19 protein-coding genes and 3 tRNA genes are annotated in these 19,734 nt (G+C 44.5%); 10 read left to right on the forward strand and 12 right to left on the reverse strand.

Annotated features, from left to right (window positions below):
- The first annotated feature begins 31 nt into the window (after positions 1–31).
- The 3 genes from DCO17_RS05270 to DCO17_RS05280 all read left to right on the forward strand — a co-directional run bounded on the left by DCO17_RS05270 (position 32) and on the right by DCO17_RS05280 (position 2,992).
- The gene (locus DCO17_RS05270) at positions 32–238 is read left to right on the forward strand and encodes a helix-turn-helix transcriptional regulator (protein WP_173955729.1); all 207 of its coding nucleotides are present in this window, start codon (positions 32–34) and stop codon (positions 236–238) included.
- Positions 235–2,535: a phage/plasmid primase, P4 family gene (locus tag DCO17_RS05275; protein ID WP_173955730.1), complete on the forward strand. Its 2,301-nt coding sequence runs from the start codon at positions 235–237 to the stop codon at positions 2,533–2,535. The genes DCO17_RS05270 and DCO17_RS05275 overlap by 4 nt, the downstream gene beginning before the upstream one ends.
- A 154-nt stretch (positions 2,536–2,689) precedes the next feature.
- On the forward strand, positions 2,690–2,992 hold the full coding sequence (locus DCO17_RS05280) for a hypothetical protein (protein ID WP_173955731.1): 303 nt from the start codon (positions 2,690–2,692) through the stop codon (positions 2,990–2,992).
- Positions 2,993–3,667: 675 nt separating this feature from the next.
- On the opposite strand, the gene cysK is transcribed toward DCO17_RS05280, so the two are convergent.
- Genes cysK through epsC form a run of 4 tightly spaced genes read right to left on the reverse strand, consistent with a single transcriptional unit; the run spans position 3,668 to position 8,116 of the window.
- Entirely contained in the window at positions 3,668–4,639 is a 972-nt protein-coding gene (cysK, locus tag DCO17_RS05285; protein WP_173955732.1) for a cysteine synthase A, read from the reverse strand.
- Between the two features lie 20 nt (positions 4,640–4,659).
- A complete protein-coding gene (locus tag DCO17_RS05290) occupies positions 4,660–6,270 on the reverse strand; it encodes a family 2A encapsulin nanocompartment cargo protein cysteine desulfurase (RefSeq protein WP_254598821.1) in 1,611 nt (536 codons plus the stop codon).
- Positions 6,257–7,177: a family 2A encapsulin nanocompartment shell protein gene (locus DCO17_RS05295; RefSeq protein WP_173955734.1), complete on the reverse strand. Its 921-nt coding sequence runs from the start codon at positions 7,175–7,177 to the stop codon at positions 6,257–6,259. Before DCO17_RS05295 ends, DCO17_RS05290 begins: the two co-directional genes overlap by 14 nt.
- A 39-nt stretch (positions 7,178–7,216) precedes the next feature.
- Positions 7,217–8,116: a serine O-acetyltransferase EpsC gene (epsC, locus tag DCO17_RS05300; RefSeq protein ID WP_173955735.1), complete on the reverse strand. Its 900-nt coding sequence runs from the start codon at positions 8,114–8,116 to the stop codon at positions 7,217–7,219.
- Positions 8,117–8,260: 144 nt separating this feature from the next.
- Here epsC and DCO17_RS05305 point away from each other — a divergent pair, with 144 nt between their 5' ends.
- The 6 genes from DCO17_RS05305 (at position 8,261) to DCO17_RS05330 (ending at position 13,932) form a co-directional block, all read left to right on the forward strand.
- Positions 8,261–8,944: an RBBP9/YdeN family alpha/beta hydrolase gene (locus tag DCO17_RS05305; RefSeq protein WP_173955736.1), complete on the forward strand. Its 684-nt coding sequence runs from the start codon at positions 8,261–8,263 to the stop codon at positions 8,942–8,944.
- A gap of 98 nt (positions 8,945–9,042) precedes the next feature.
- On the forward strand, positions 9,043–10,047 hold the full coding sequence (locus tag DCO17_RS05310; RefSeq protein WP_173955737.1) for a sulfate ABC transporter substrate-binding protein: 1,005 nt from the start codon (positions 9,043–9,045) through the stop codon (positions 10,045–10,047).
- A gap of 133 nt (positions 10,048–10,180) precedes the next feature.
- Positions 10,181–11,017, forward strand: a complete 837-nt coding sequence (gene cysT / locus DCO17_RS05315) for a sulfate ABC transporter permease subunit CysT (RefSeq protein ID WP_173955738.1) — start codon at positions 10,181–10,183, stop codon at positions 11,015–11,017.
- Positions 11,017–11,892: a sulfate ABC transporter permease subunit CysW gene (gene cysW, locus DCO17_RS05320; RefSeq protein WP_173955739.1), complete on the forward strand. Its 876-nt coding sequence runs from the start codon at positions 11,017–11,019 to the stop codon at positions 11,890–11,892. Before cysT ends, cysW begins: the two co-directional genes overlap by 1 nt.
- Complete coding sequence (locus tag DCO17_RS05325) at positions 11,889–12,971, forward strand: sulfate/molybdate ABC transporter ATP-binding protein (RefSeq protein ID WP_173955740.1); 1,083 nt, start codon at positions 11,889–11,891, stop codon at positions 12,969–12,971. Before cysW ends, DCO17_RS05325 begins: the two co-directional genes overlap by 4 nt.
- 19 nt (positions 12,972–12,990) lie before the next feature.
- Complete coding sequence (locus DCO17_RS05330; protein WP_173955741.1) at positions 12,991–13,932, forward strand: CysB family HTH-type transcriptional regulator; 942 nt, start codon at positions 12,991–12,993, stop codon at positions 13,930–13,932.
- On the opposite strand, the gene DCO17_RS05335 is transcribed toward DCO17_RS05330, so the two are convergent.
- From DCO17_RS05335 to gltX, 5 genes are all read right to left on the reverse strand, one after another.
- Positions 13,929–14,183 carry a hypothetical protein gene (locus DCO17_RS05335; RefSeq protein WP_173955742.1) on the reverse strand — a complete coding sequence of 85 codons (255 nt, stop codon included), beginning with the start codon at positions 14,181–14,183 and terminating at the stop codon, positions 13,929–13,931. The two genes, DCO17_RS05330 and DCO17_RS05335, sit on opposite strands and share 4 nt — an antisense overlap.
- A 187-nt stretch (positions 14,184–14,370) precedes the next feature.
- A tRNA-Asp gene (locus DCO17_RS05340) sits at positions 14,371–14,447 on the reverse strand.
- Positions 14,448–14,487: 40 nt separating this feature from the next.
- Positions 14,488–14,563, reverse strand: a tRNA-Glu gene (locus DCO17_RS05345).
- 35 nt (positions 14,564–14,598) lie between these two features.
- A tRNA-Ala gene (locus DCO17_RS05350) sits at positions 14,599–14,674 on the reverse strand.
- Between the two features lie 81 nt (positions 14,675–14,755).
- The gene (gltX, locus tag DCO17_RS05355) at positions 14,756–16,150 is read right to left on the reverse strand and encodes a glutamate--tRNA ligase (RefSeq protein ID WP_173955743.1); all 1,395 of its coding nucleotides are present in this window, start codon (positions 16,148–16,150) and stop codon (positions 14,756–14,758) included.
- A 64-nt stretch (positions 16,151–16,214) separates the two neighbouring features.
- On the opposite strand from gltX, the gene hslO reads away from it, so the two are divergent.
- On the forward strand, positions 16,215–17,180 hold the full coding sequence (hslO, locus tag DCO17_RS05360; protein WP_173955744.1) for an Hsp33 family molecular chaperone HslO: 966 nt from the start codon (positions 16,215–16,217) through the stop codon (positions 17,178–17,180).
- Between the two features lie 24 nt (positions 17,181–17,204).
- Here hslO and ftsB read toward each other — a convergent pair whose 3' ends face one another.
- Genes ftsB through kdsA form a run of 3 tightly spaced genes read right to left on the reverse strand, consistent with a single transcriptional unit; the run spans position 17,205 to position 19,733 of the window.
- On the reverse strand, positions 17,205–17,510 hold the full coding sequence (ftsB, locus tag DCO17_RS05365; protein ID WP_173955745.1) for a cell division protein FtsB: 306 nt from the start codon (positions 17,508–17,510) through the stop codon (positions 17,205–17,207).
- Between the two features lie 14 nt (positions 17,511–17,524).
- Positions 17,525–18,811: a phosphopyruvate hydratase gene (gene eno / locus DCO17_RS05370; protein WP_173955746.1), complete on the reverse strand. Its 1,287-nt coding sequence runs from the start codon at positions 18,809–18,811 to the stop codon at positions 17,525–17,527.
- A gap of 58 nt (positions 18,812–18,869) precedes the next feature.
- The gene (kdsA, locus tag DCO17_RS05375) at positions 18,870–19,733 is read right to left on the reverse strand and encodes a 3-deoxy-8-phosphooctulonate synthase (RefSeq protein ID WP_173955747.1); all 864 of its coding nucleotides are present in this window, start codon (positions 19,731–19,733) and stop codon (positions 18,870–18,872) included.
- Between the last annotated feature and the right edge of the window lies 1 nt (position 19,734).

Consider the following 19,734-nt stretch of genomic DNA (forward strand, 5'->3'; position numbering starts at 1 on the left):
TCTGCCAATAACTTAATAGGAGATCAGGCAGATGCAAACAAGTATCAAACTGCTACGCATTAGCGACGTAGCTAACAAAACAACCCTCGCTAAAAGTACCCTCTGGTTAAAAGTCGCCAGGGGTCAATTCCCAAAGCCAATCAAGCTATCCCCTGCTATCAGCGTCTGGAAAGAATCTGATGTGGATGCCTGGATCGATAGTTTTTGCAGTCCAACTTCACTGAAGGAGGCAGCATGAACTTAGATCAGATTCCACAAGAATTCAAAGTCATTGATAACTGGGTATTAGTGCAGTTAAGACCAAAGAAAGATGGTCGATTTGATAAGGTGCCCGTGCGTTTGTCGGCTAGTGGTGTAACTGAGCTGGCCTGGGGCGCACAAAAGAATCGCTCATCTTTTGAAATTGTTAAAGCCCAACTAAATGAAGAGCTTGACCGCGAACCCAGTGAAAGACGTTTTCATGGTGTTGGATTCGTTTTAAACGATACCGACTACTTGTGCGTTGATTTAGATAAGGCGTTCGATGGAGAGGCTTTAAAACCCTTTGCCAAGGATATTCTGACTAGTCTTCACGGCTTCGTTGAAAAATCAGTCAGCGGCACAGGCTTGCATATCTTTGTTAAGCAGAATGGATGGTCTTTAGGCACCAAACGAGGTAAGTTTGGTGATGGATCAGGCATTGATGTCCTATGTGGCGGCTCCTATGTCATGGTTACTGGGGACGCCATTGATGATGCCAGCTACACCATGGGTCTGGATCAAGATTTCTCCATGGTTCATAAGTGGCGCTCTTTGCTTACTGGATCCGAAAGTGAGAGCACATTCATTCACCAGGAGATCCCGTTTGATCACAACCTACCAGTTGCAGGGTGGGATGTAGATCGGATTCGCTCAGAAGTATTACCTAGGCTAAAAGATTTTGAGGATAGGGACAACTGGAGAGACGTTTGCTTTGCCCTACATCATCAAACCCAAGGCAGCGACGAAGGGCTTGAGCTATTCCATGAGTACAGCGCTCGTATTCCGGAAATGTATAACGCCGATGAAGTAGATGCCCTATGGAAAAGCACCACCCTTAATCCCCAGCGATTAAACAAAACTTTTCGCTGGCTATTGCATTTAGTGCGCCAACAGATTACTGAAAATCAAGGGCACATCATGGGAGACCTAGATAACGCTCGGCATTTTAGAGCCATGTTTGAAGGTGAATTTCTGTTTTGTCACTCCAATCGTAAATGGCTCCGCTTTAATGGCAAGCGTTGGGAATGGTGCCAAAAAGATGAGCAGATGGGTGCAGCAAAGTTGGTAGCTGAAAAAATTATGGATAAGGCGGGCGAGCTGTTCAAGCTAGACCCAACAGGGGCTGTTTCCAAAGCTTGGCAGTCTCATGCCAAAACCATCCGTAGTAATGGACGCATTATCGCCATGATTGAGCTTGCAACTAGCGAGCCTGGTATGAGCATTGCCTCCATTAGTGAGCTTGATAGCAAACCCATGCTACTTGGCGTTGCCAATGGTGTCGTTGATCTCAAGCGGATGCAATTACTACCCGCAAATCCTAAGCTACTCATTAGTAGGCAAGTTCATGCGGATTACAACCCTGCTGCAACCTGCCCTCTTTGGCTTAAGTTCCTCGACGAAATATTTCTGGGCGACCAAGATGTCATTCAGTACATCCAAAAAGCTCTGGGCTACTCGTTAACAGGCGATGTTTCTGAGGAGTTGCTTCACTTTTGCTACGGCCATGGAAAGAACGGCAAATCGGTCATGGCGAACGTCATCGTGAAGATCATGGGCGATTACGTTCAAACGGCGAACTTTGACCTATTGGCCATGAAGGACTCTGCTGCCACGAATGATGTTGCTAGATTGGTTGGAGCGCGCATGGTGATGGCTAACGAGACGCGGGAAAACCAACGCTTGGATGATCAAAAACTCAAAGCCCTGGTGTCTACTGAAAGGATCACGGCACGCTTTATGTATGCCGAATATTTTGAGTTTTGGCCACAGTTCAAGATTTGGCTTCGAGGCAACTACAAACCCATCATTACCGACAGTAGCAACGGTGCATGGCGTCGTATGAGGCTAGTTCCATTTGAATACCAAGTTCCAGAAGATAAAACTGACTTTAAGTTAGAGCAAAAACTCCTAGACGAAAAGGAAGGAATCTTGGCTTGGTTGATTGATGGCTGCCAGCTTTGGCAAAAGGAACGTCTAAGTCCTCCAAAACATATTGAAGATGCAAGTCGTGTTTATCAAGAGGAGTCTGACATGCTGGGTGAGTTTTTAGAGGACTGTTGCGAGGTTGGTGCCGGAAAGATGGAGAGTCAAAAGTCGGTTTTTGGAAGCTATCAAGTATGGGCTCGAAGTAATGGCACTCACCCAGCCAGCCAAAAGTCCTTTACACGCCAACTAGGCAGCCGTGGGGTCGATACAAAACGAATAAAGGCGCAAGGTGACACAAAACGCTTTTATGTTGGCCTATCACTAACAGAGGCTGCACAAAAGCGCTGGAAACAGTTTGACTTTGAATAACCAATGACTCTGGCGGTGACGATAGTGACGATTTAATGCCCAATTCCCAAAAGTCTTCTAAGTATTTTTCTCATGAGGCACTTTTAGGAGACAACCTTTATTTCGACACCATCGACACCAACAAATCTCAATTTAATGAAAAGGAATTAACAAAATGGCTGTAACTAAAAAACAAACCCTCGAAGAATTAAAGCAATTGGAGAAGAAGTATGAATCGCTAGTTTGGTACGCAAGAAAGTCACCTGAGCAAATTGCAACCTTCCCTCGACTACAAGATGCCATCGACAGAGTTGAGCAACAGTATCCCAACGAAACAGCAGACCTCAGGTCGGCGCGCACTGGGGACTGGAGTCATGGCTTCAATAGCGGAATGTTGGCAGCAACAAGGCTTGCTCAGGAGCTCATGAAATTTGAACCAGAGGTGGCTTATGTCAATTTCCCAGATTTGATGACTTAGGCTACGCGCGCGCGAAGGGTTAGGAACGGTTTTTAGCTGATTTTTGACCCTCTGCGCCACTTATTAACAAACAGGCACAGCGCTAGCCCAGCAATGTTCTCAAAAATACATCGGACTTGTACTGTAAATATTTAAAAAAAATTAGAGGTAGAAAAAAATGACTCAGAAACGAAGCAAAAAACGCAATAAATTGACCACAAATGTTGAATTAACTCGTTTGGCATACGACTTTCACTTACTTGGAAATCGATTAAGAACCACTATTTCGGAAATTAACATTACCGCGGCTTATAGAGTCCAAATAGCCAGGCACGTTCAGTGGATGCTTAATCAAGCAAAGTCATTGGGATCAGAATTGAACGCCCCTCAACCAAAAGCATTTCTTACCAAGGAATCAACGGAAAGAATTGCCGAACATTTAGGGTTGTTTGACTGAGTTGGATGGGCTTGACACCTTAGGTACCATTATGGGTGTCATGCCTAATCGGTCAAATTGGGTGTATCGGTTTTAAAAGACCCCCGGGGTACATGCATAGCTTAAATGCTTCCTAAAGTTACCATGGATACGGAACGCTTCAATCCTATCCATTGGTAATTTCTTTGGTAACTCTCAAGCTATATACCTGGAAGGCCTACGGCGTGGAGCCTGATAGCGGAGATTTTCTCCGCAATAAATTATGAAGGCAATCCCTTCTCGTCGAAGACACCTTCAAACAACGCAGAGCTCAGGTAGCGCTCAGCAGCATCTGGCAGCACAACTACGATTGTCTTGCCGGCATACTCTGGCTTTTTAGCCAAACGTACAGCAACGGCAGCAGCGGCACCACAAGAGATGCCCACCAAAATACCCTCTTCTTTGGCAATGCGACGAGCAAATTCGATGGCTTCTTCGTTGCTAACTTGCTCAACTTTGTCTACTACTGATAAATCGAGGTTATCTGGAATAAAGCCAGCGCCAATACCCTGAATCTTATGCGGAGCTGGTTTGATTTCCTCACCATTGAGTTTCTGAGTAATCACCGGACTTGTAGTTGGCTCCACTGCGACGACTTCAATATTCTTTTTCTTCTCGTTTTTGATATAACGACCTACCCCTGAAATTGTGCCGCCCGTACCAACACCAGCTACAAATACATCGATCTTGCCGTCGGTATCTTCCCAGATTTCTGGGCCGGTAGTTTTTTCATGAATGGCTGGATTGGATGGATTACTAAATTGTTGGAGCAACACGTATTTAGAATCAGAATCTGCAATTTCTTTTGCCTTGGCAACTGCCCCATTCATTCCCTTCGGACCCTCAGTCAAAACAATCTTGGCTCCTAAAGCAGTCAACAACTTACGACGCTCGAGACTCATTGTTTCTGGCATTGTCAGCGTCAATGGAATGCCGCGTGCAGCAGCCACAAAAGCTAATGCAATACCTGTATTACCGCTAGTTGGCTCGACGATTTCTTTGCCAGGCCCCAAAAGGCCTTTTTCTTGGGCATCATTGATCATAGCTACGCCAATACGACATTTAACTGAATAAGCCGGATTACGACCTTCAATTTTGGCAAGCACAGTTGCTTTAGCGCCATCAGTAACACGATTAAGGCGAACTAAAGGTGTGCGACCAATCGTTTGTGAGTTATCAGTAAAGTAAGTCATGAGTATTCCTAATTAAAATTCTAATAACGGTTGCGCGGCAACTTATATAGGGCCGAAATTAATGCATCTACCTCTTGGCAGGTATTGTAAAACGCTAACGATGGACGTACAGTGGTTTCTACCCCCATACGTCGCAAGATGGGCTGAGCACAATGATGGCCTGAGCGTACGGCAATCCCTTCCTTATTTAATGCGGCGCCAATATCTTCCGTTTTAATACCAGGAATCACAAAGGATAAAACGCTCGCTTTTTCTTTTGCCGTACCAATTAATCTCACTCCCGGCACATCCTTTAAAAGACGCGTTGCATAAAGCAATAGCTGATGCTCGTATTGTTCAATGAGATCAATACCAATTGAGCTCACATAATCTAATGCCGCACCAAGCCCAACCGCGTCCGCAATATTCCCAGTTCCAGCCTCAAATCGCCCTGGCGCATCATGAAATTGCGTATGCTCAAAAGTAACGTCTTTAATCATATTGCCACCGCCCTGCCACGGCTGAGTTGCATTAAGGAGATCCTCCTTCCCATACAAGACACCAACACCAGTTGGGCCAAAGATCTTGTGACCAGAAAATACAAACCAATCGGGGTTCAAATCTTGCAAATCCACTTTCATATGGGATATAGACTGAGCCCCATCCAATAAAACCTTAACACCAGCAGCACGAGCGATCTCAATAACTTTTTTAGCCGGTGTTATCGTACCCAAGGCATTAGAGACGTGCGTAAAACTGACAAGCTTTGTGCGACTATTAAATAACTTTTGATATTCATCCAAAAGTAACTGGCCATCATCATCTACAGGAATGATGCGAATTCTCAAGCCCTTTTCTTTAGCAAGTAATTGCCATGGAACGATATTGGCATGATGCTCTAAGTTGCTTAGAATAATCTCATCGCCTTCTTTAAGATTTTGTCGCCCCCAGCTTTGAGAGACTAAATTAATTGCCTCTGTAGTACCCCTAACAAATACAATTTCATTTACTGACCTTGCATTTAGAAAGGCGCGTACTTTCTCTCGAGCACCCTCATAAGCATCCGTAGCCCTTGCAGCTAATTCATGGGCAGCACGATGAATATTCGAATTTTCATGCTCATAAAAATAGCTAATACGATCAATCACAGACTTTGGCTTTTGTGTGGTTGCGGCATTATCAAACCAAATTAGTTGGCGACCATTTACCCGCTCAGAGAGTATTGGAAAATCTTTGCGGACTAACAAAGGATCAAGGCTTGTCTGCTGAATTTTGGATACGGGAATGTGATCGGGAAATGTATGATTTATTAATTGATCATGACTAGGATTAGTCAGCCCATATAGAAGGGTACTTGGTATAAATTGCTCAGTACCAAAACTACGCCCCAAAGATAATGAGCTTGGATTCTTAGCAAGCGCATCATGGCCGGCTTGCTGCTGCAAGCCACCCAAAGCTAGCCGGGCTAGATCCGACAGATCCAATCCCGTTGCTGGTTGCAAAGAATAGCTAGCCAGTCCACTTGGTAAATTATCGCGGGGATCACCAAACTGATTCGTCGGCCCTTGATAATCCGAGTAATTTTGATTTGCCAACTCTGCCAAAATCTTAGGGTCAAGTAACCCTACCTGCGCGGGATTACTTGTACTCATGATATTTGCCAATCTCAACGCCATCTAATACTGCAAGCGCATCATCAGTTAACACCGCCAAAGAGCAGTACAGAGAAACCAAATAAGAAGCAATTGCCTTGTTATTAATTCCCATAAAGCGCACAGATAGACCTGGACTTTGCTCCCCTGGCAAATTAGGCTGATACAAGCCAACTACACCCTGCTTCTTCTCGCCAGAGCGAATTAATAAGATTGAAGACTTCCCATCTTGAATCTTTACCTTGTCAGATGGAATTAATGGAACCCCGCGCCAAGTAAGGAACTGGCTGCCAAATAATCCAGTAGTTGGAGGAGGCACACCACGACGCGTACATTCACGACCAAAAGCCGCAATCGTCTTAGGATGAGCCAAAAAGAATCCAGGCTCTTTCCAGACTTTGGTCAACAACTCATCCAGATCGTCAGGGGTAGGTGCGCCAGTGCGCGTTTTAATGCGCTGTTCTGGCGCTACATTTGCCAACAACCCATATTCAGCATTATTAATTAACTCACCCTCTTGACGCTCTTTGACCGTTTCAATAGTCAAACGCAATTGTTCGCTAATTTGGTTATAAGGACTGCTATATAAATCGGAAATACGAGTATGAACGTCTAATACGGTATTCACAGCACTAAGAAAGTATTCGCGCGGATTAGAGTCATAGTCAACAAAAGTCTGAGGTAAAACGCGCTCATCGCCACGTCCAGAACAATCCGTTAATACATCGGATGCATTTTTGACTTTATTCAGGCGATAAATGCCCGCTTCAACAGGAACCCAGCCAAGCAATTGCGTCAACCAACGAGGAGAAATCGTGGCTAACTGTGGAATGGTTTTGGTGGCGTTTGCTAATTGCCGCGCTGCTACATCACCTAATGCTGTTGGACTTTGAATTACTTCTGCCATGACTACTCCTTCAATGGTTAATAAAAAACATATTGACAATTAATGTCCCAGGGATTGGGCTTGAGAAATATTGCTATCGGGAGGAACGTTTTTAGTGAGCCAAACATTGCCGCCTATCGTGGATCGAGCGCCAATTGTGATGCGCCCAAGAACCGTGGCCCCCGCATAAATCACGACGTCATCTTCCAAAATTGGATGTCGATCTGCACCCTTAATGAGGTTGCCATCACCATCCTCCGGAAATCGTTTTGCCCCTAAAGTGACAGCTTGGTATAAACGAATGTTCTTTCCTAATATTGCCGTTTGACCAATCACTACGCCCGTACCATGGTCGATAAAAAATCCTTCACCAATCATTGCACCAGGATGAATATCAACACCAGTGCGAGAATGTGCTATCTCAGAAATAAATCGTGCCAATAGCGGCGCGCCCAGCTGATACAAGGAGTGAGCAATTCGATAATGGATGGCCGCACTCACGCCCGGATAACACAAAAGAATTTCAGAGACGCTAGTAGCGGCGGGATCGCCACTCATAGCTGCGCGTATATCGCTCACAATTAGTGCGCGAATAGCAGGAAGCTCACTTGCAAATCGAGCCGTTAATGATTCTGATAATTCATTAAATGTCACTTCTCTTGTAAGGTCATTACCCGCAGAAAAATAAAGACCTCGCCGAATCTGCTCAGTCAACGAATTTAGAGCAACACTTAAAACGTTACCAACAAAGTAATCAATGCTTTCATCGGTTAAATCAGCGCGGCCATAATGAGTTGGAAATAACGCAGCAAATAAGCCCTCCAAGATTGCCTCTATAGACTGGCGATCAGGCAATTCCCTCACCTTTCCAAGATGCCGTATTTTGTGAGTTTTCTCTCTAGATTCACGCAGGGATTGCACCACTCCAGGCAAGTTATAGGTAAATTCAGCTTCTAGCATTATTAAGGCCACTCAAATTAGTATTGAGCCACTCTAGAGCCAAATATCTGGCATTAAAACCAATAAAAATTGATAAGCTATGCTTCATAAGAATATGAATTTTTCTTATTTTGATAATCCGCAACTATCAAATAAAGTTCGTGCATGACCAGCACTCAGGCCTTAACCACCCTCATCATTCCTGGATTTCAGGGTAGCGAATCAGCGCACTGGCAGAGCTGGTTTCAATCAAAGATTGAAAATACCCATCGCGTTCATCAAAACTGGGATGAACCGATTCTTGCTCATTGGGCAGAAAACATCAGGAATGCAATTGATAAATGCAACGGCAAGGTCTGGATTGTTGCTCACAGCTTTGGATGTTTAGCAGCAATTCTTGCGGGAATTGACCGCTATCAAAATATCGCGGGCGCCATGTTGGTGGCCCCAGCAGATCCAGAGAGGTTCACACTTGGCGGCATTAAGGAAGAGTCTGAGCTAACTGGATCTGAGAGTATTCGATCATTAATCCCTACTCACCGACTGCCATTTCCAACCCTTGTAATCGCCAGCGATAATGATCCCTGGATGCAAGCTAGCAAAGTTCAGCTCTGGAGCAACATATGGCACTCGGAATTTATCAATCTTCCTTCTGCAGGCCACATCAACACAGCATCAGGATTTGGCCCATGGCATGCTGGCTTAACGTTATTTGAGAATTTTCAACTTACGCAATCAAAGCTAGCCGCTAAGCCACTTAGTCCAATGAAGAAAAGACGTTTGTCAGGTAAAACTGGTCAAATTGCAAAGCTTCGGTTTGAGACCAGAAAGTATTTGGGCATCTTTTAAGTCCTAAATTCATTTTTTCACTAAGCAATCCATTTTTTCTTGTTTCACAAAATTGAATTTGGGTCATAAATTCTTTTCATTGACAGAAAGGAATTAACATGAAATTGGCAAATATATCTAAAACCCTTGTCGGACTGGCGCTGGGTACGGGATTAATTACAGGCGCTTTTGCACAGCAAAGCATTCTCAATGTGTCATATGATCCAACCCGCGAGCTTTACCAAGACTATGACAAGGTGTTTTCTAGTGACTGGAAAAAATCCACGGGACAAGAAATATCAATCAAGCAATCGCATGGCGGCTCCGGAAAACAGGCAAGAGCCGTGCTAGATGGCTTAGATGCTGATGTGGTTACGCTTGCACTTGCTTATGACATCGATATCTTGGCCGAAAAGGGTTTGGTTGCTAAGGATTGGCAGAAAAAATTTAAAGACAATTCCTCGCCATATACCTCCACCATTGTCTTTTTGGTGCGTAAGGGTAACCCCAAGGGCATTAAGGACTGGAACGACCTAGTTAAACCTGGTGTCGAGGTAATTACACCAAATCCTAAGACATCTGGCGGCGCACGCTGGAACTATCTGGCGGCATGGGCTTATGCACTAAAACAACCAGGTGGTAATGATGCGAAGGCTAAGGAGTTTGTTAAAAACCTATACCGCAACGTTAAAGTTCTAGATTCTGGCGCACGCGGATCAACCACGACCTTCACCGAACGTGGCATTGGCGACGTATTGATCGCCTGGGAAAATGAGGCCTATCTTGCTGTGAAAGAGTTGGGGCCTGAAAAGTTTGAAATTGTGACCCCATCAATCTCTATCTTGGCAGAGCCGCCAGTAGCTGTCGTTGATAAGGTTGTCGATAAAAAAGGAACCCGTAAGGTGGCTACAGCCTACTTGCAAAACCTATACACACCAGAGGGTCAGGAAATTGCCGCTCAGAACTACTACCGACCTAGAGATCCCAAGATCGCGGCTAAGTATTCAAACCAATTTGCAAAAGTGAAATTGGTCACAATCGATCAAGTCTTTGGCGGCTGGCAAAAAGCCCAAAAGATCCACTTTAATGATGGCGGAGTGTTTGATGAAATTGTCACCAAGTAAACCGCTATAGGAACCCATTAAAGCCCAGATCTTCTGGGCTTTTTCACATCTGCTCTACTCATATTCATTTTTCATATAAGCAAATAAGGTTTTCTTGTTTCCTTTTTTTAAAGGGTATCCCTAGACTCTATAGATGTTTAGCGCAAAGAAAACTTCAATCTTCCCTGGGTTTGGCCTGTCCCTTGGATACACCATTGTGTATCTATCACTAATCGTCTTAATTCCCCTGTCGGCCGTCATCATCAAATCGACCAGTATGACATTGCCGGCTTTCTTTGATGCGGTTACCGCTCCACGAGTGCTTGCATCATACCGACTAAGCTTTGGAATGGCGCTCTTAGCCGGTCTAATTAACACCTTCTTTGGGCTACTACTTGCTTGGTCACTTGTACGCTATACATTTATAGGCAAGAACCTCATCGATGCATTAATAGATTTACCATTCGCATTACCGACTGCGGTAACTGGGATTGCCTTGGCAGCCCTTTATTCAAAAAATGGTTGGATTGGTAGCAGTATTGAACCTCTTGGCATCAAGATCGCATTTACACCATGGGGTGTATTGATAGCGCTGATCTTTATAGGCCTACCTTTTGTTGTTCGCACGGTTCAACCCATTCTCGAGGAAATTGAATTAGAGCTAGAAGAGGCAGCTGCAAGCCTAGGGGCTAGTCGCTGGCAAACATTTAAACGAGTTGTTTTCCCCATATTAACTCCCGCCCTACTCACAGGATTTGCGTTGGCATTCGCAAGAGCGGTAGGTGAATACGGCTCAGTCATCTTCATCGCGGGAAATATCCCCATGGTTTCTGAAATTACTCCGTTAATGATTATTACCAAACTAGAACAGTATGACTATGCGGGCGCTACTGCTATCGCATCCGTAATGCTATTAATCTCACTGTTACTACTATTTGCCATTAATGGACTGCAATCCTGGACCGCTAAGCGCACTGGGAGATCCCGTTAATGAGCTCAATCACGCGCTTTGAACTTAGCTCAGCCACTAAAGATTCATGGCTTGTTAAAACCATTGTTTTATCTCTATCACTGAGCTTTTTTGGGATTTTTTTGTTGCTCCCATTAATTTCTGTTTTCACTGAAGCCCTTCACAAAGGCTTGCTCTTTTATATTCAGGCAATTAGCGAACCTGATACATGGTCTGCAATTAAGCTAACCCTTTTAGCTGCCGGCATAGCTGTACCTTTAAATTTAATTTTTGGAGTTGCCGCCTCCTGGGCAATTGCCAAGTTTGATTTTCGAGGAAAACACGTTCTCATCACGCTTATTGACCTACCTTTTTCAGTATCACCCGTCATTGCCGGTCTTATTTTCGTCCTGGTATTTGGCGCACAAGGGTGGCTTGGAAATTGGCTTTCAGGCCAAAATATCAAAATTATCTTTGCAGTCCCCGGCATTGTTCTTGCGACCATTTTTGTGACATTCCCATTCGTAGCCAGAGAGCTAATCCCACTAATGGAATCTCAGGGCCGCGAAGAAGAAGAGGCAGCTACTGTGCTTGGTGCTAGCGGCTGGCAGACATTCTGGCATGTCACCCTTCCGAATATTAAATGGGGACTCTTATATGGGGTCATCTTGTGTAATGCCCGCGCCATGGGTGAGTTTGGCGCCGTGTCTGTGGTTTCCGGCCACATTCGCGGGTATACGAACACAATCCCCCTGCAAGTAGAAATTCTCTACAACGAATACAACTATGTAGCCGCATTCGCAGTCGCCTCATTATTGGCCTTGTTGGCGTTGTTGACCTTGGCCGCCAAAACATATATTGAATGGCGACTGAAATCTGAAACTAATGCAGCACCTGCAATTGAAGGACCTTTATGAGCATTGAAGTAAAAAATATTAATAAGTCATTTGGCAATTTTGTTGCCCTCAATAATGTTTCTTTAGATTTTCCATCCGGTGAACTTGTTGCTTTATTGGGGCCTTCTGGCTGCGGCAAAACAACTCTATTAAGAATTATTGCAGGCCTAGAAACATCTGATAGTGGCAATATTATTCTTGATGGCGTAGATACCGCCACAACTTCAGTCAGAGATCGTCAGGTTGGCTTTGTATTTCAACACTATGCCCTCTTTAAGCACATGACCGTATTTGACAACGTTGCATTTGGTTTGCAAGTTAAGAATCGAAAAGAGCGCCCTAGCAAAGAAGAGATAGCCCATAAAGTACATGAATTGTTAAATCTCGTTCAGCTTGATTGGCTACATGATCGTTTTCCTGCCCAGCTATCTGGAGGACAAAGACAACGTATTGCGCTGGCAAGAGCCCTTGCTGTAGAGCCAAAAGTGCTTTTACTGGATGAGCCCTTTGGCGCTCTTGATGCTAAAGTTCGCAAAGAATTACGTCGTTGGCTACGCAAGCTTCATGATGAGCTCAACATTACCTCAATTTTTGTCACCCATGATCAAGAAGAGGCCTTAGAGGTAGCAGACAGGGTTGTTCTAATGAATCAAGGCAATATTGAACAAATAGGTGCACCAGATGAGGTGTATGCACATCCAGCAACTCCTTTTGTTTATGGCTTTCTTGGAAATGTAAACCTTTTTCACGGTCGTGTTGAAGGCGACAATATCCATGTGGGAAAGAATCGCTTACAACACGATCAAACGAATACCATTTCAGATGGAGCTTCGGTAATAGCCTTTGCAAGACCTCATGAACTTGAAATTACCGAAGAAATTGAAAATGGTACTGGTGTCTTGGCCACAATCGATCGCATTCTTTCGTTTGGACTAAATGCCAAGGTTGAATTAACCGCTTCAAATTCGCCAGATTCAAAAGAAACGCCTCAGTTCTATGAAGTAGAAATCCCACGCACAGAACTCGATAAGCGAGGCTTTACTGAAGGGCAGCGTGTTCGCATTATTCCATCACAATTACGTATCTTCGAAAAAAGTTAACCATCACTTAATCTAAATTATGAATTTCCAACAACTGCGGATCATTCGCGAAACTGTACGAAAAAACTTTAACCTCACAGAAGTTGCGAATGCGCTTTTTACCTCTCAATCTGGTGTCAGCAAGCACATTCTTGACTTGGAAGATGAGTTAGGAGTCGAGCTCTTTGTTAGAAAAGGCCGGAGACTCTTGGGCCTTACTGAACCAGGAAAAGAGCTGCTAGCCATGGCTGAACGTATCTTGCTTGAAACCAAGAACATCAAGCAGCTTGGTAAGCAGTTTAGCTCGAGCGATAAAGGGCAACTAACCATTGCAACAACCCATACACAAGCTAGGTATGCTCTACCGCATGTAGTAAGTGCATTTAAGAAGAAATATCCTAATGTACACCTTGCCCTCCATCAAGGGAGCCCAACAGAAATCGTTCAAATGCTCATTGAGGGTAAAGCCGATTTCGGAATTGCTACTGAATCTTTGGACGCGGTGCCGGATCTGGTTACCTTTCCATATTACAGCTGGCATCACGCATTAGTCGCACCTAATGAGCACCCCCTCACAAAAAGCAAAAGAGTTTCTCTTGGCGACCTTGAGGAATACCCATTAGTCACCTATCACGAAGGCTTTACAGGCCGACAATCCATTGATGATGCATTTACCAAATCCGGCATATCTCCAGACATAGTAATGTCCGCGTTAGATGCCGACGTAATTAAAACTTATGTTGAGCTTGGCCTAGGAGTTGGGATTATTGCTTCAATGGCCTACCAGCCAGAGCGGGACACAAACCTGACCCTTCTTGATAGCGAGCACCTCTTTTCAACGAACACAACCAAAATTGCCATTCGTAAGGGGTATTTCTTGAGGGGCTTTGCCTATGACTTTATTGAATTATGCTCGCCAAAGCTGACTAAAAGTCATATACAAGAGTCATTAAATCCAAATATTGACGCGGATATTGATTAGTAAGGCGGTTGATCTACTAAGGCACCTCCTTCAAGATAGGAGACATGCCTATAGACCAACAATAATGCTGCAAGTACGCTCAAGGCCAATTCAGCAATTAATAGATAACCAATGGTTGCCGATTCGTGAAATAGATACCCAAAAATATCCTTTCTGGCAAAAAAATGAGTTGCCAAGGCTATTAACGATGCGCCCAGAATAAGTGAGATAACTGCCTCAATCGACGCTAGATTCCCTTTTAATAAACTCATAAATCCTCCATTTCGCAATAAGTAAATGCTAGGCCTTGCTCGGGACTATGAGAACCAAGAATTTCAGATAAGCAATTTCACTTTAATGGAATGGGGTAACAAAAAACCACCCGAAGGTGGTTTTTTGGTAACGCTTTTGGTAACAAGGGTGTTGTTTAACAGCAAACCCTTGTAATACCTATTGACTTGGCGGAACGGACGGGACTCGAACCCGCGACCCTCTGCGTGACAGGCAGATATTCTAACCAACTGAACTACCGCTCCAAATAACTTCAACACTACAACTGCAATAGCCAAAAAAGTTTGGCGTCCCCAGGGGGATTCGAACCCCCGTACTCACCGTGAAAGGGTGATGTCCTAGGCCTCTAGACGATGGGGACCAAGACTACTTTGTACGTCTTCTATTTTGAAATCTTGGTGGAGATAAGCGGGATCGAACCGCTGACCTCTTGCATGCCATGCAAGCGCTCTCCCAGCTGAGCTATACCCCCGAAATCTCGCAATAAAACTACAAGACAATCAAAACAATCCAAGATTTTAGCCTATTTTTGTGCAACTGCGCAAATTACAGGCTAGGCCAGTCTGGAAAGCCGATTTATCACCTCATCCTTACCCAATACAACCAATACAGCATCAATGGCTGGGGTTTGGGTGGTGGCAAATAATCCATAGCGAACAGGCATAGCAAGCGCAGGCATTTTTAATTGATGCTTAGCTAAAACTTGTTTAAATGCTGCGCTATAAGACTCCTTATTTGGCTCAGCAGCTTTAATTGCCTCAATCAAATCTTTTAAAGCAGGAACGACCGCTTCAGGAATATTTGCAGCGATTTGCTCCGCAGTGAGTTGTGGCGCAGGTAGATAAAAAAGTCTTGAGCCCTCGGCAATTTCAATTAAGGTATTTGCCCTGTCTTTTAATAATCCAACCACTTGAACAAAATCTGGTCCGTGTTCAGTATCAATTCCTAATTCATGAGCGAATGGTTTAGTTGCTTCCGCTAACTTAGCTGCATCTGCATTTTGAATATATTGGTGATTTAACCAAAGCAATTTTTCTGGATTGTGTTGAGCCGGAGAACGTCCGAGACTCTCTAAATCAAACCAATTTACAAATTGCTCTTTTGTAAAGACCTCAGCATCTCCATGAGACCAACCTAATCTAGCAAGGTAATTCAAGATGGCTTCCGGCAAATACCCTGCCTTTTGATAGTCTCGAACGCTCATTGCACCATTGCGTTTGCTCATCTTTTCGCCGGCATCATTTAGTACTGTTGGCAAATGCGCATAGATTGGGGGTGTACCGCCTAAAGCCTTCATGATGTTGATTTGCCTAGGGGTATTGTTCACATGATCGTCACCTCTGATCACATGAGTGATCTTCATATCGAGATCATCAACCACGACGCAAAAGTTATAGGTAGGCGTTCCATCAGGTCTTGCGATGATGAGATCATCTAATTCGTCATTTGAGATTTCAATCTGACCTTTAACAGCGTCATTCCAGATAACCGATCCGCCAATGGGATTTTTAAAGCGAATTACCGGCAACACACCCTCAGGTATTGGCGGTAAAGTTTTACCTGATTCAGGTCTCCATAAGCCGTTATAGCGTGGCTTTTCTTTATTTGCCATTTGCTGATCGCGAAGATGATTTAATTCCCCTTCACTCATATAGCAGGGATAAGCTAAACCAGCATCCAGCATTTGCTTGATTACTTCTCGATACCGATCAATGCGCTGCATTTGGTAAATAGGACCCTCATCGATATCCATACCAAGCCATGCCATTCCCTCAATAATTACATCAACAGCCTCTTGAGTAGATCGCTCTAGGTCGGTGTCTTCGATGCGCAGAATGAAATCGCCCTTATTGTGACGAGCAAATGCCCACGGATATAGCGCGCTGCGCAAGTTTCCCAAATGTATAAAGCCCGTGGGACTAGGGGCAAAGCGTGTACGAATATGCATAGACTCTATTATCTCAGGTCGGCCAAATGGGCAGTATTTTCAAAAAAAGTGGATACTTTCACCCATGAATGAGTTACTTGTATTTATTTGTGATGGCGCACCCGTTCGCGGTGAAATAGTTTCCATAGGCTCAGCCTGGCAGGCTGTTTTGGAGCGTCGCAATGACCCTCCAGCGGTCCGGAAAATACTTGGCGACTTTGTTGGCGCCGCCACTCTGCTTAGCGCCAGCCTTAAATTTGATGGCACTTTAATTATTCAGGCCCAAAGCAAAGGCCCTATTCAGCTTTTAGTGGTTGAGTGCAAGTCTGATCTCAGTATGCGTGCAACTGTTAAGCTTTCAGTTGAGTCTTCAGAAATTGACGATAAAGCCACCCTAGGCGAATTATTAGACGCCAGCAATACCGGAAGATTAGTCATCACCCTCGACCCTGCAGATCGAGAACCTGGACAAGCGCCTTATCAAGGAATTGTTGCCCTTCAAGAATATTTCGGCGATGAGCTTAGACCAGTTGCAAACGCTGCTGAGGCGATAGCTTTGTATATGCAGAATTCTGAGCAGTTGGATACACGTATCTGGCTAAGTTCGGACGATAAAAGTGTTGGCGGCCTGCTTTTGCAACGACTACCTGACTCTGGAGGCCATGCGCACCTTGACCCGCAGGTTGCTGCGGAAGGCTGGTCTCGCATTCAGACGCTTGGCGAGACCATTACTAACGAAGAATTGCTGACGCTACCCCCACAAACAACCTTGAGAAGGCTTTTCCTGGAAGAGTCTATGGAATATGGGGTGCGGAGCTTCCCAGTGCGCTCTATTCGTTTTTCCTGTACTTGCTCACGCAATAAAGTGGCTGATGTACTTAGAATGCTTGGGGAAGAGGAAGTTCAGGGCATCCTGGAAGAACTTGGATCCGTTGAAACGATTTGTGATTTTTGTGCAAAACCATACCGCTTTGATGCAGTTGATTGCCTGCAAGTCTTTAAAACTGATTTATTAAGCGATGCTACAAGACCCCCGTCGAAGGGTCATTAAGTCAGCTAAGTAGCTTAATTCAGGTTACTGCTTTGTAGCGGGTGCAGAGCTTGATTTATCTGCTGGTAAGATTTGCACAAAGAACTCACCTTCTTTGATGAGGCCATGCTCTACACGCGCACGCTCTTCAATCGCGCGAGTTCCATCTTTTAAGTCTTTTACATCACCAGAGAGCTTGGCATTGCGAAGAGCCAAGAGGCTGTTTTTAGCCTCTTGTAGCTCTACTTGCTTCTCCATTTCATGCACCTTTAGCCACCCACCCTTACCCAGCCATAGCGGGAACTGGATTGCGATAAGCAATACCAGCATGGAGTAGATGACAATGCGCATAAATAACTAATGTATTAACGGCTCAGGTTATAAAAAACCGACTTACCTGGATAGGTCGCCACATCACCTAAATCTTCTTCAATACGGAGCAATTGATTGTATTTGGCGATACGATCAGAACGAGACAGAGAACCAGTCTTAATTTGACCAGCATTTGTACCAACTGCAATATCTGCAATCGTGCTGTCTTCAGTTTCGCCCGAGCGATGTGAAATCACAGCAGTGTAGTTCGCACGTTTTGCCATTTCAATTGCTGCAAAAGTCTCGGTTAATGTGCCGATCTGATTGATTTTGATCAAAATCGAATTAGCAATACCCTTCTCAATACCTTCTTTCAAGATACGCGTATTGGTAACAAAAAGATCGTCACCAACCAACTGAATCTTCTTACCAAGCTTCTTTGTAATGTCAGCCCAACCATCCCAGTCGCTTTCATGCATGCCATCTTCAATGGATACGATTGGGAACTGATCAGCCAAATTGCCGAGATAGTCTGAAAACTCACCAGAGCTCAGTTGTAAGCCTTCGCCAGACAAATGATATTTGCCATCTTTATAAAACTCACTTGCTGCGCAATCTAGAGCCAACAACACATCCTCACCTGCTTGATATCCGGCGCCTTCAATGGCTTTCATAATCGTTTGCAGGCACTCATGATTGCTCTTGAAGTTTGGTGCAAAGCCGCCCTCATCACCAACAGTTGTTGGCATACCTTGTGAGCCGATAATCTTTTTGAGCTCATGGAAAATCTCAGCGCCACAACGAAGAGCATCGCGGAAGCTTTCTGCGCCTACCGGCATCACCATAAATTCTTGGATATCTAAACTGTTATTGGCGTGAGCGCCACCATTCACAATATTCATCATTGGAACTGGTAATTGCATGCCGCCAGAGCCGCCAAAATAACGATATAAAGGTAATCCAGCTTCTTCTGCTGCCGCTCTTGCTACCGCCATGGATACTGCCAATGTTGCATTCGCACCTAAGCGTGCCTTATTGTGAGTGCCATCTAAGTCAATCAGAGTCTTATCTAAAAAAGCCTGCTCGCTCGCATCCAAACCAAGGATAGTTTCAGCGATTTCGACATTGATGTTTTGAACTGCTTTTAGCACTCCCTTGCCCAGGTAGCGAGATTTGTCGCCATCACGTAATTCAATTGCTTCGCGTGATCCAGTAGATGCACCAGATGGCACTGCTGCACGACCCATTACACCCGACTCAAGCAAAACATCACACTCTACTGTTGGGTTGCCGCGTGAATCCAGAACTTCTCTACCGATGATGTCAACAATGGCGCTCATGCACCTTCTCCTTAAAACAATATGAAATTGGGTATCTAATTAACTTAATTACTTAAAGTTACTTAAAGCTATCTTCTAAAAAAGCATTACTTGATTTCACAACGTTATCAATTGCAAGCAAAGACTCAAGTAATTCTTTCATGCGATTAAGCGGTACAGCATTAGGTCCGTCTGATAGCGCTTTAGCAGGATCTGGATGTGTTTCCATAAACAATCCACTAACGCCAACAGCAACGGCTGCACGCGCCAATACAGGAACAAATTCTCGCTGACCACCGCTGGAACTTCCTTGACCTCCAGGAAGCTGGACAGAATGAGTGGCATCAAAGACTACAGGCGCCTTAGACTCTCGCAATATCGCAAGACTGCGCATATCTGAGACAAGATTGTTGTAGCCAAAAGATGCACCACGCTCGCAAACCATAAATTGATCGGGAAGATTTTTCTCGGCTGCAGCAACCCTTGCCTTCTCGATCACATTGAGCATTTCTTGTGGAGAAAGAAATTGGCCTTTTTTAAAGTTAACCGGCTTACCACTCTGAGCGCAGGCGCGAATAAAGTCTGTTTGCCTACAAAGAAATGCAGGGGTTTGCAAAACATCTACAACCTGGGCGGCTGGTGCAATCTCTGCAATGTCATGAACATCAGTTAAAACAGGAACACCAATCTGCTTTTTAACTTTAGCTAGAATCTCCAGGCCCTTATCCATCCCCAAACCACGATATGAATTGCCCGATGATCTATTGGCTTTATCAAAAGATGATTTATAAATAAAAGGAATGTTGAGTGAGGATGTAATTTCCTTTAACTGCCCTGCTACATCAATAGCTGACTGCTCTGACTCGATAACGCATGTACCAGCAATCAGAAAAAAACGTTGGTCTAAACCAATGTTGTAGCCACAAAGCTTGAAGGCGTTCATT

The sequence above is a fragment of the Polynucleobacter tropicus genome (assembly GCF_013307225.1).
Taxonomy (GTDB): Bacteria; Pseudomonadota; Gammaproteobacteria; order Burkholderiales; family Burkholderiaceae; genus Polynucleobacter; species Polynucleobacter tropicus.

What these genes read in the sequence shown, in the direction of transcription:
- DCO17_RS05270 (WP_173955729.1), top strand. Translation starts at nt 32, where the DNA reads ATGCAAACAAGTATCAAACTGCTACGCATTAGCGACGTAGCTAACAAA.
- DCO17_RS05275 (WP_173955730.1), top strand. Translation starts at nt 235, where the DNA reads ATGAACTTAGATCAGATTCCACAAGAATTCAAAGTCATTGATAACTGG.
- DCO17_RS05280 (WP_173955731.1), top strand. Translation starts at nt 2,690, where the DNA reads ATGGCTGTAACTAAAAAACAAACCCTCGAAGAATTAAAGCAATTGGAG.
- cysK (WP_173955732.1), bottom strand. Translation starts at nt 4,639, where the DNA reads ATGACTTACTTTACTGATAACTCACAAACGATTGGTCGCACACCTTTA.
- DCO17_RS05290 (WP_254598821.1), bottom strand. Translation starts at nt 6,270, where the DNA reads ATGAGTACAAGTAATCCCGCGCAGGTAGGGTTACTTGACCCTAAGATT.
- DCO17_RS05295 (WP_173955734.1), bottom strand. Translation starts at nt 7,177, where the DNA reads ATGGCAGAAGTAATTCAAAGTCCAACAGCATTAGGTGATGTAGCAGCG.
- epsC (WP_173955735.1), bottom strand. Translation starts at nt 8,116, where the DNA reads ATGCTAGAAGCTGAATTTACCTATAACTTGCCTGGAGTGGTGCAATCC.
- DCO17_RS05305 (WP_173955736.1), top strand. Translation starts at nt 8,261, where the DNA reads ATGACCAGCACTCAGGCCTTAACCACCCTCATCATTCCTGGATTTCAG.
- DCO17_RS05310 (WP_173955737.1), top strand. Translation starts at nt 9,043, where the DNA reads ATGAAATTGGCAAATATATCTAAAACCCTTGTCGGACTGGCGCTGGGT.
- cysT (WP_173955738.1), top strand. Translation starts at nt 10,181, where the DNA reads ATGTTTAGCGCAAAGAAAACTTCAATCTTCCCTGGGTTTGGCCTGTCC.
- cysW (WP_173955739.1), top strand. Translation starts at nt 11,017, where the DNA reads ATGAGCTCAATCACGCGCTTTGAACTTAGCTCAGCCACTAAAGATTCA.
- DCO17_RS05325 (WP_173955740.1), top strand. Translation starts at nt 11,889, where the DNA reads ATGAGCATTGAAGTAAAAAATATTAATAAGTCATTTGGCAATTTTGTT.
- DCO17_RS05330 (WP_173955741.1), top strand. Translation starts at nt 12,991, where the DNA reads ATGAATTTCCAACAACTGCGGATCATTCGCGAAACTGTACGAAAAAAC.
- DCO17_RS05335 (WP_173955742.1), bottom strand. Translation starts at nt 14,183, where the DNA reads ATGAGTTTATTAAAAGGGAATCTAGCGTCGATTGAGGCAGTTATCTCA.
- gltX (WP_173955743.1), bottom strand. Translation starts at nt 16,150, where the DNA reads ATGCATATTCGTACACGCTTTGCCCCTAGTCCCACGGGCTTTATACAT.
- hslO (WP_173955744.1), top strand. Translation starts at nt 16,215, where the DNA reads ATGAATGAGTTACTTGTATTTATTTGTGATGGCGCACCCGTTCGCGGT.
- ftsB (WP_173955745.1), bottom strand. Translation starts at nt 17,510, where the DNA reads ATGCGCATTGTCATCTACTCCATGCTGGTATTGCTTATCGCAATCCAG.
- eno (WP_173955746.1), bottom strand. Translation starts at nt 18,811, where the DNA reads ATGAGCGCCATTGTTGACATCATCGGTAGAGAAGTTCTGGATTCACGC.
- kdsA (WP_173955747.1), bottom strand. Translation starts at nt 19,733, where the DNA reads ATGAACGCCTTCAAGCTTTGTGGCTACAACATTGGTTTAGACCAACGT.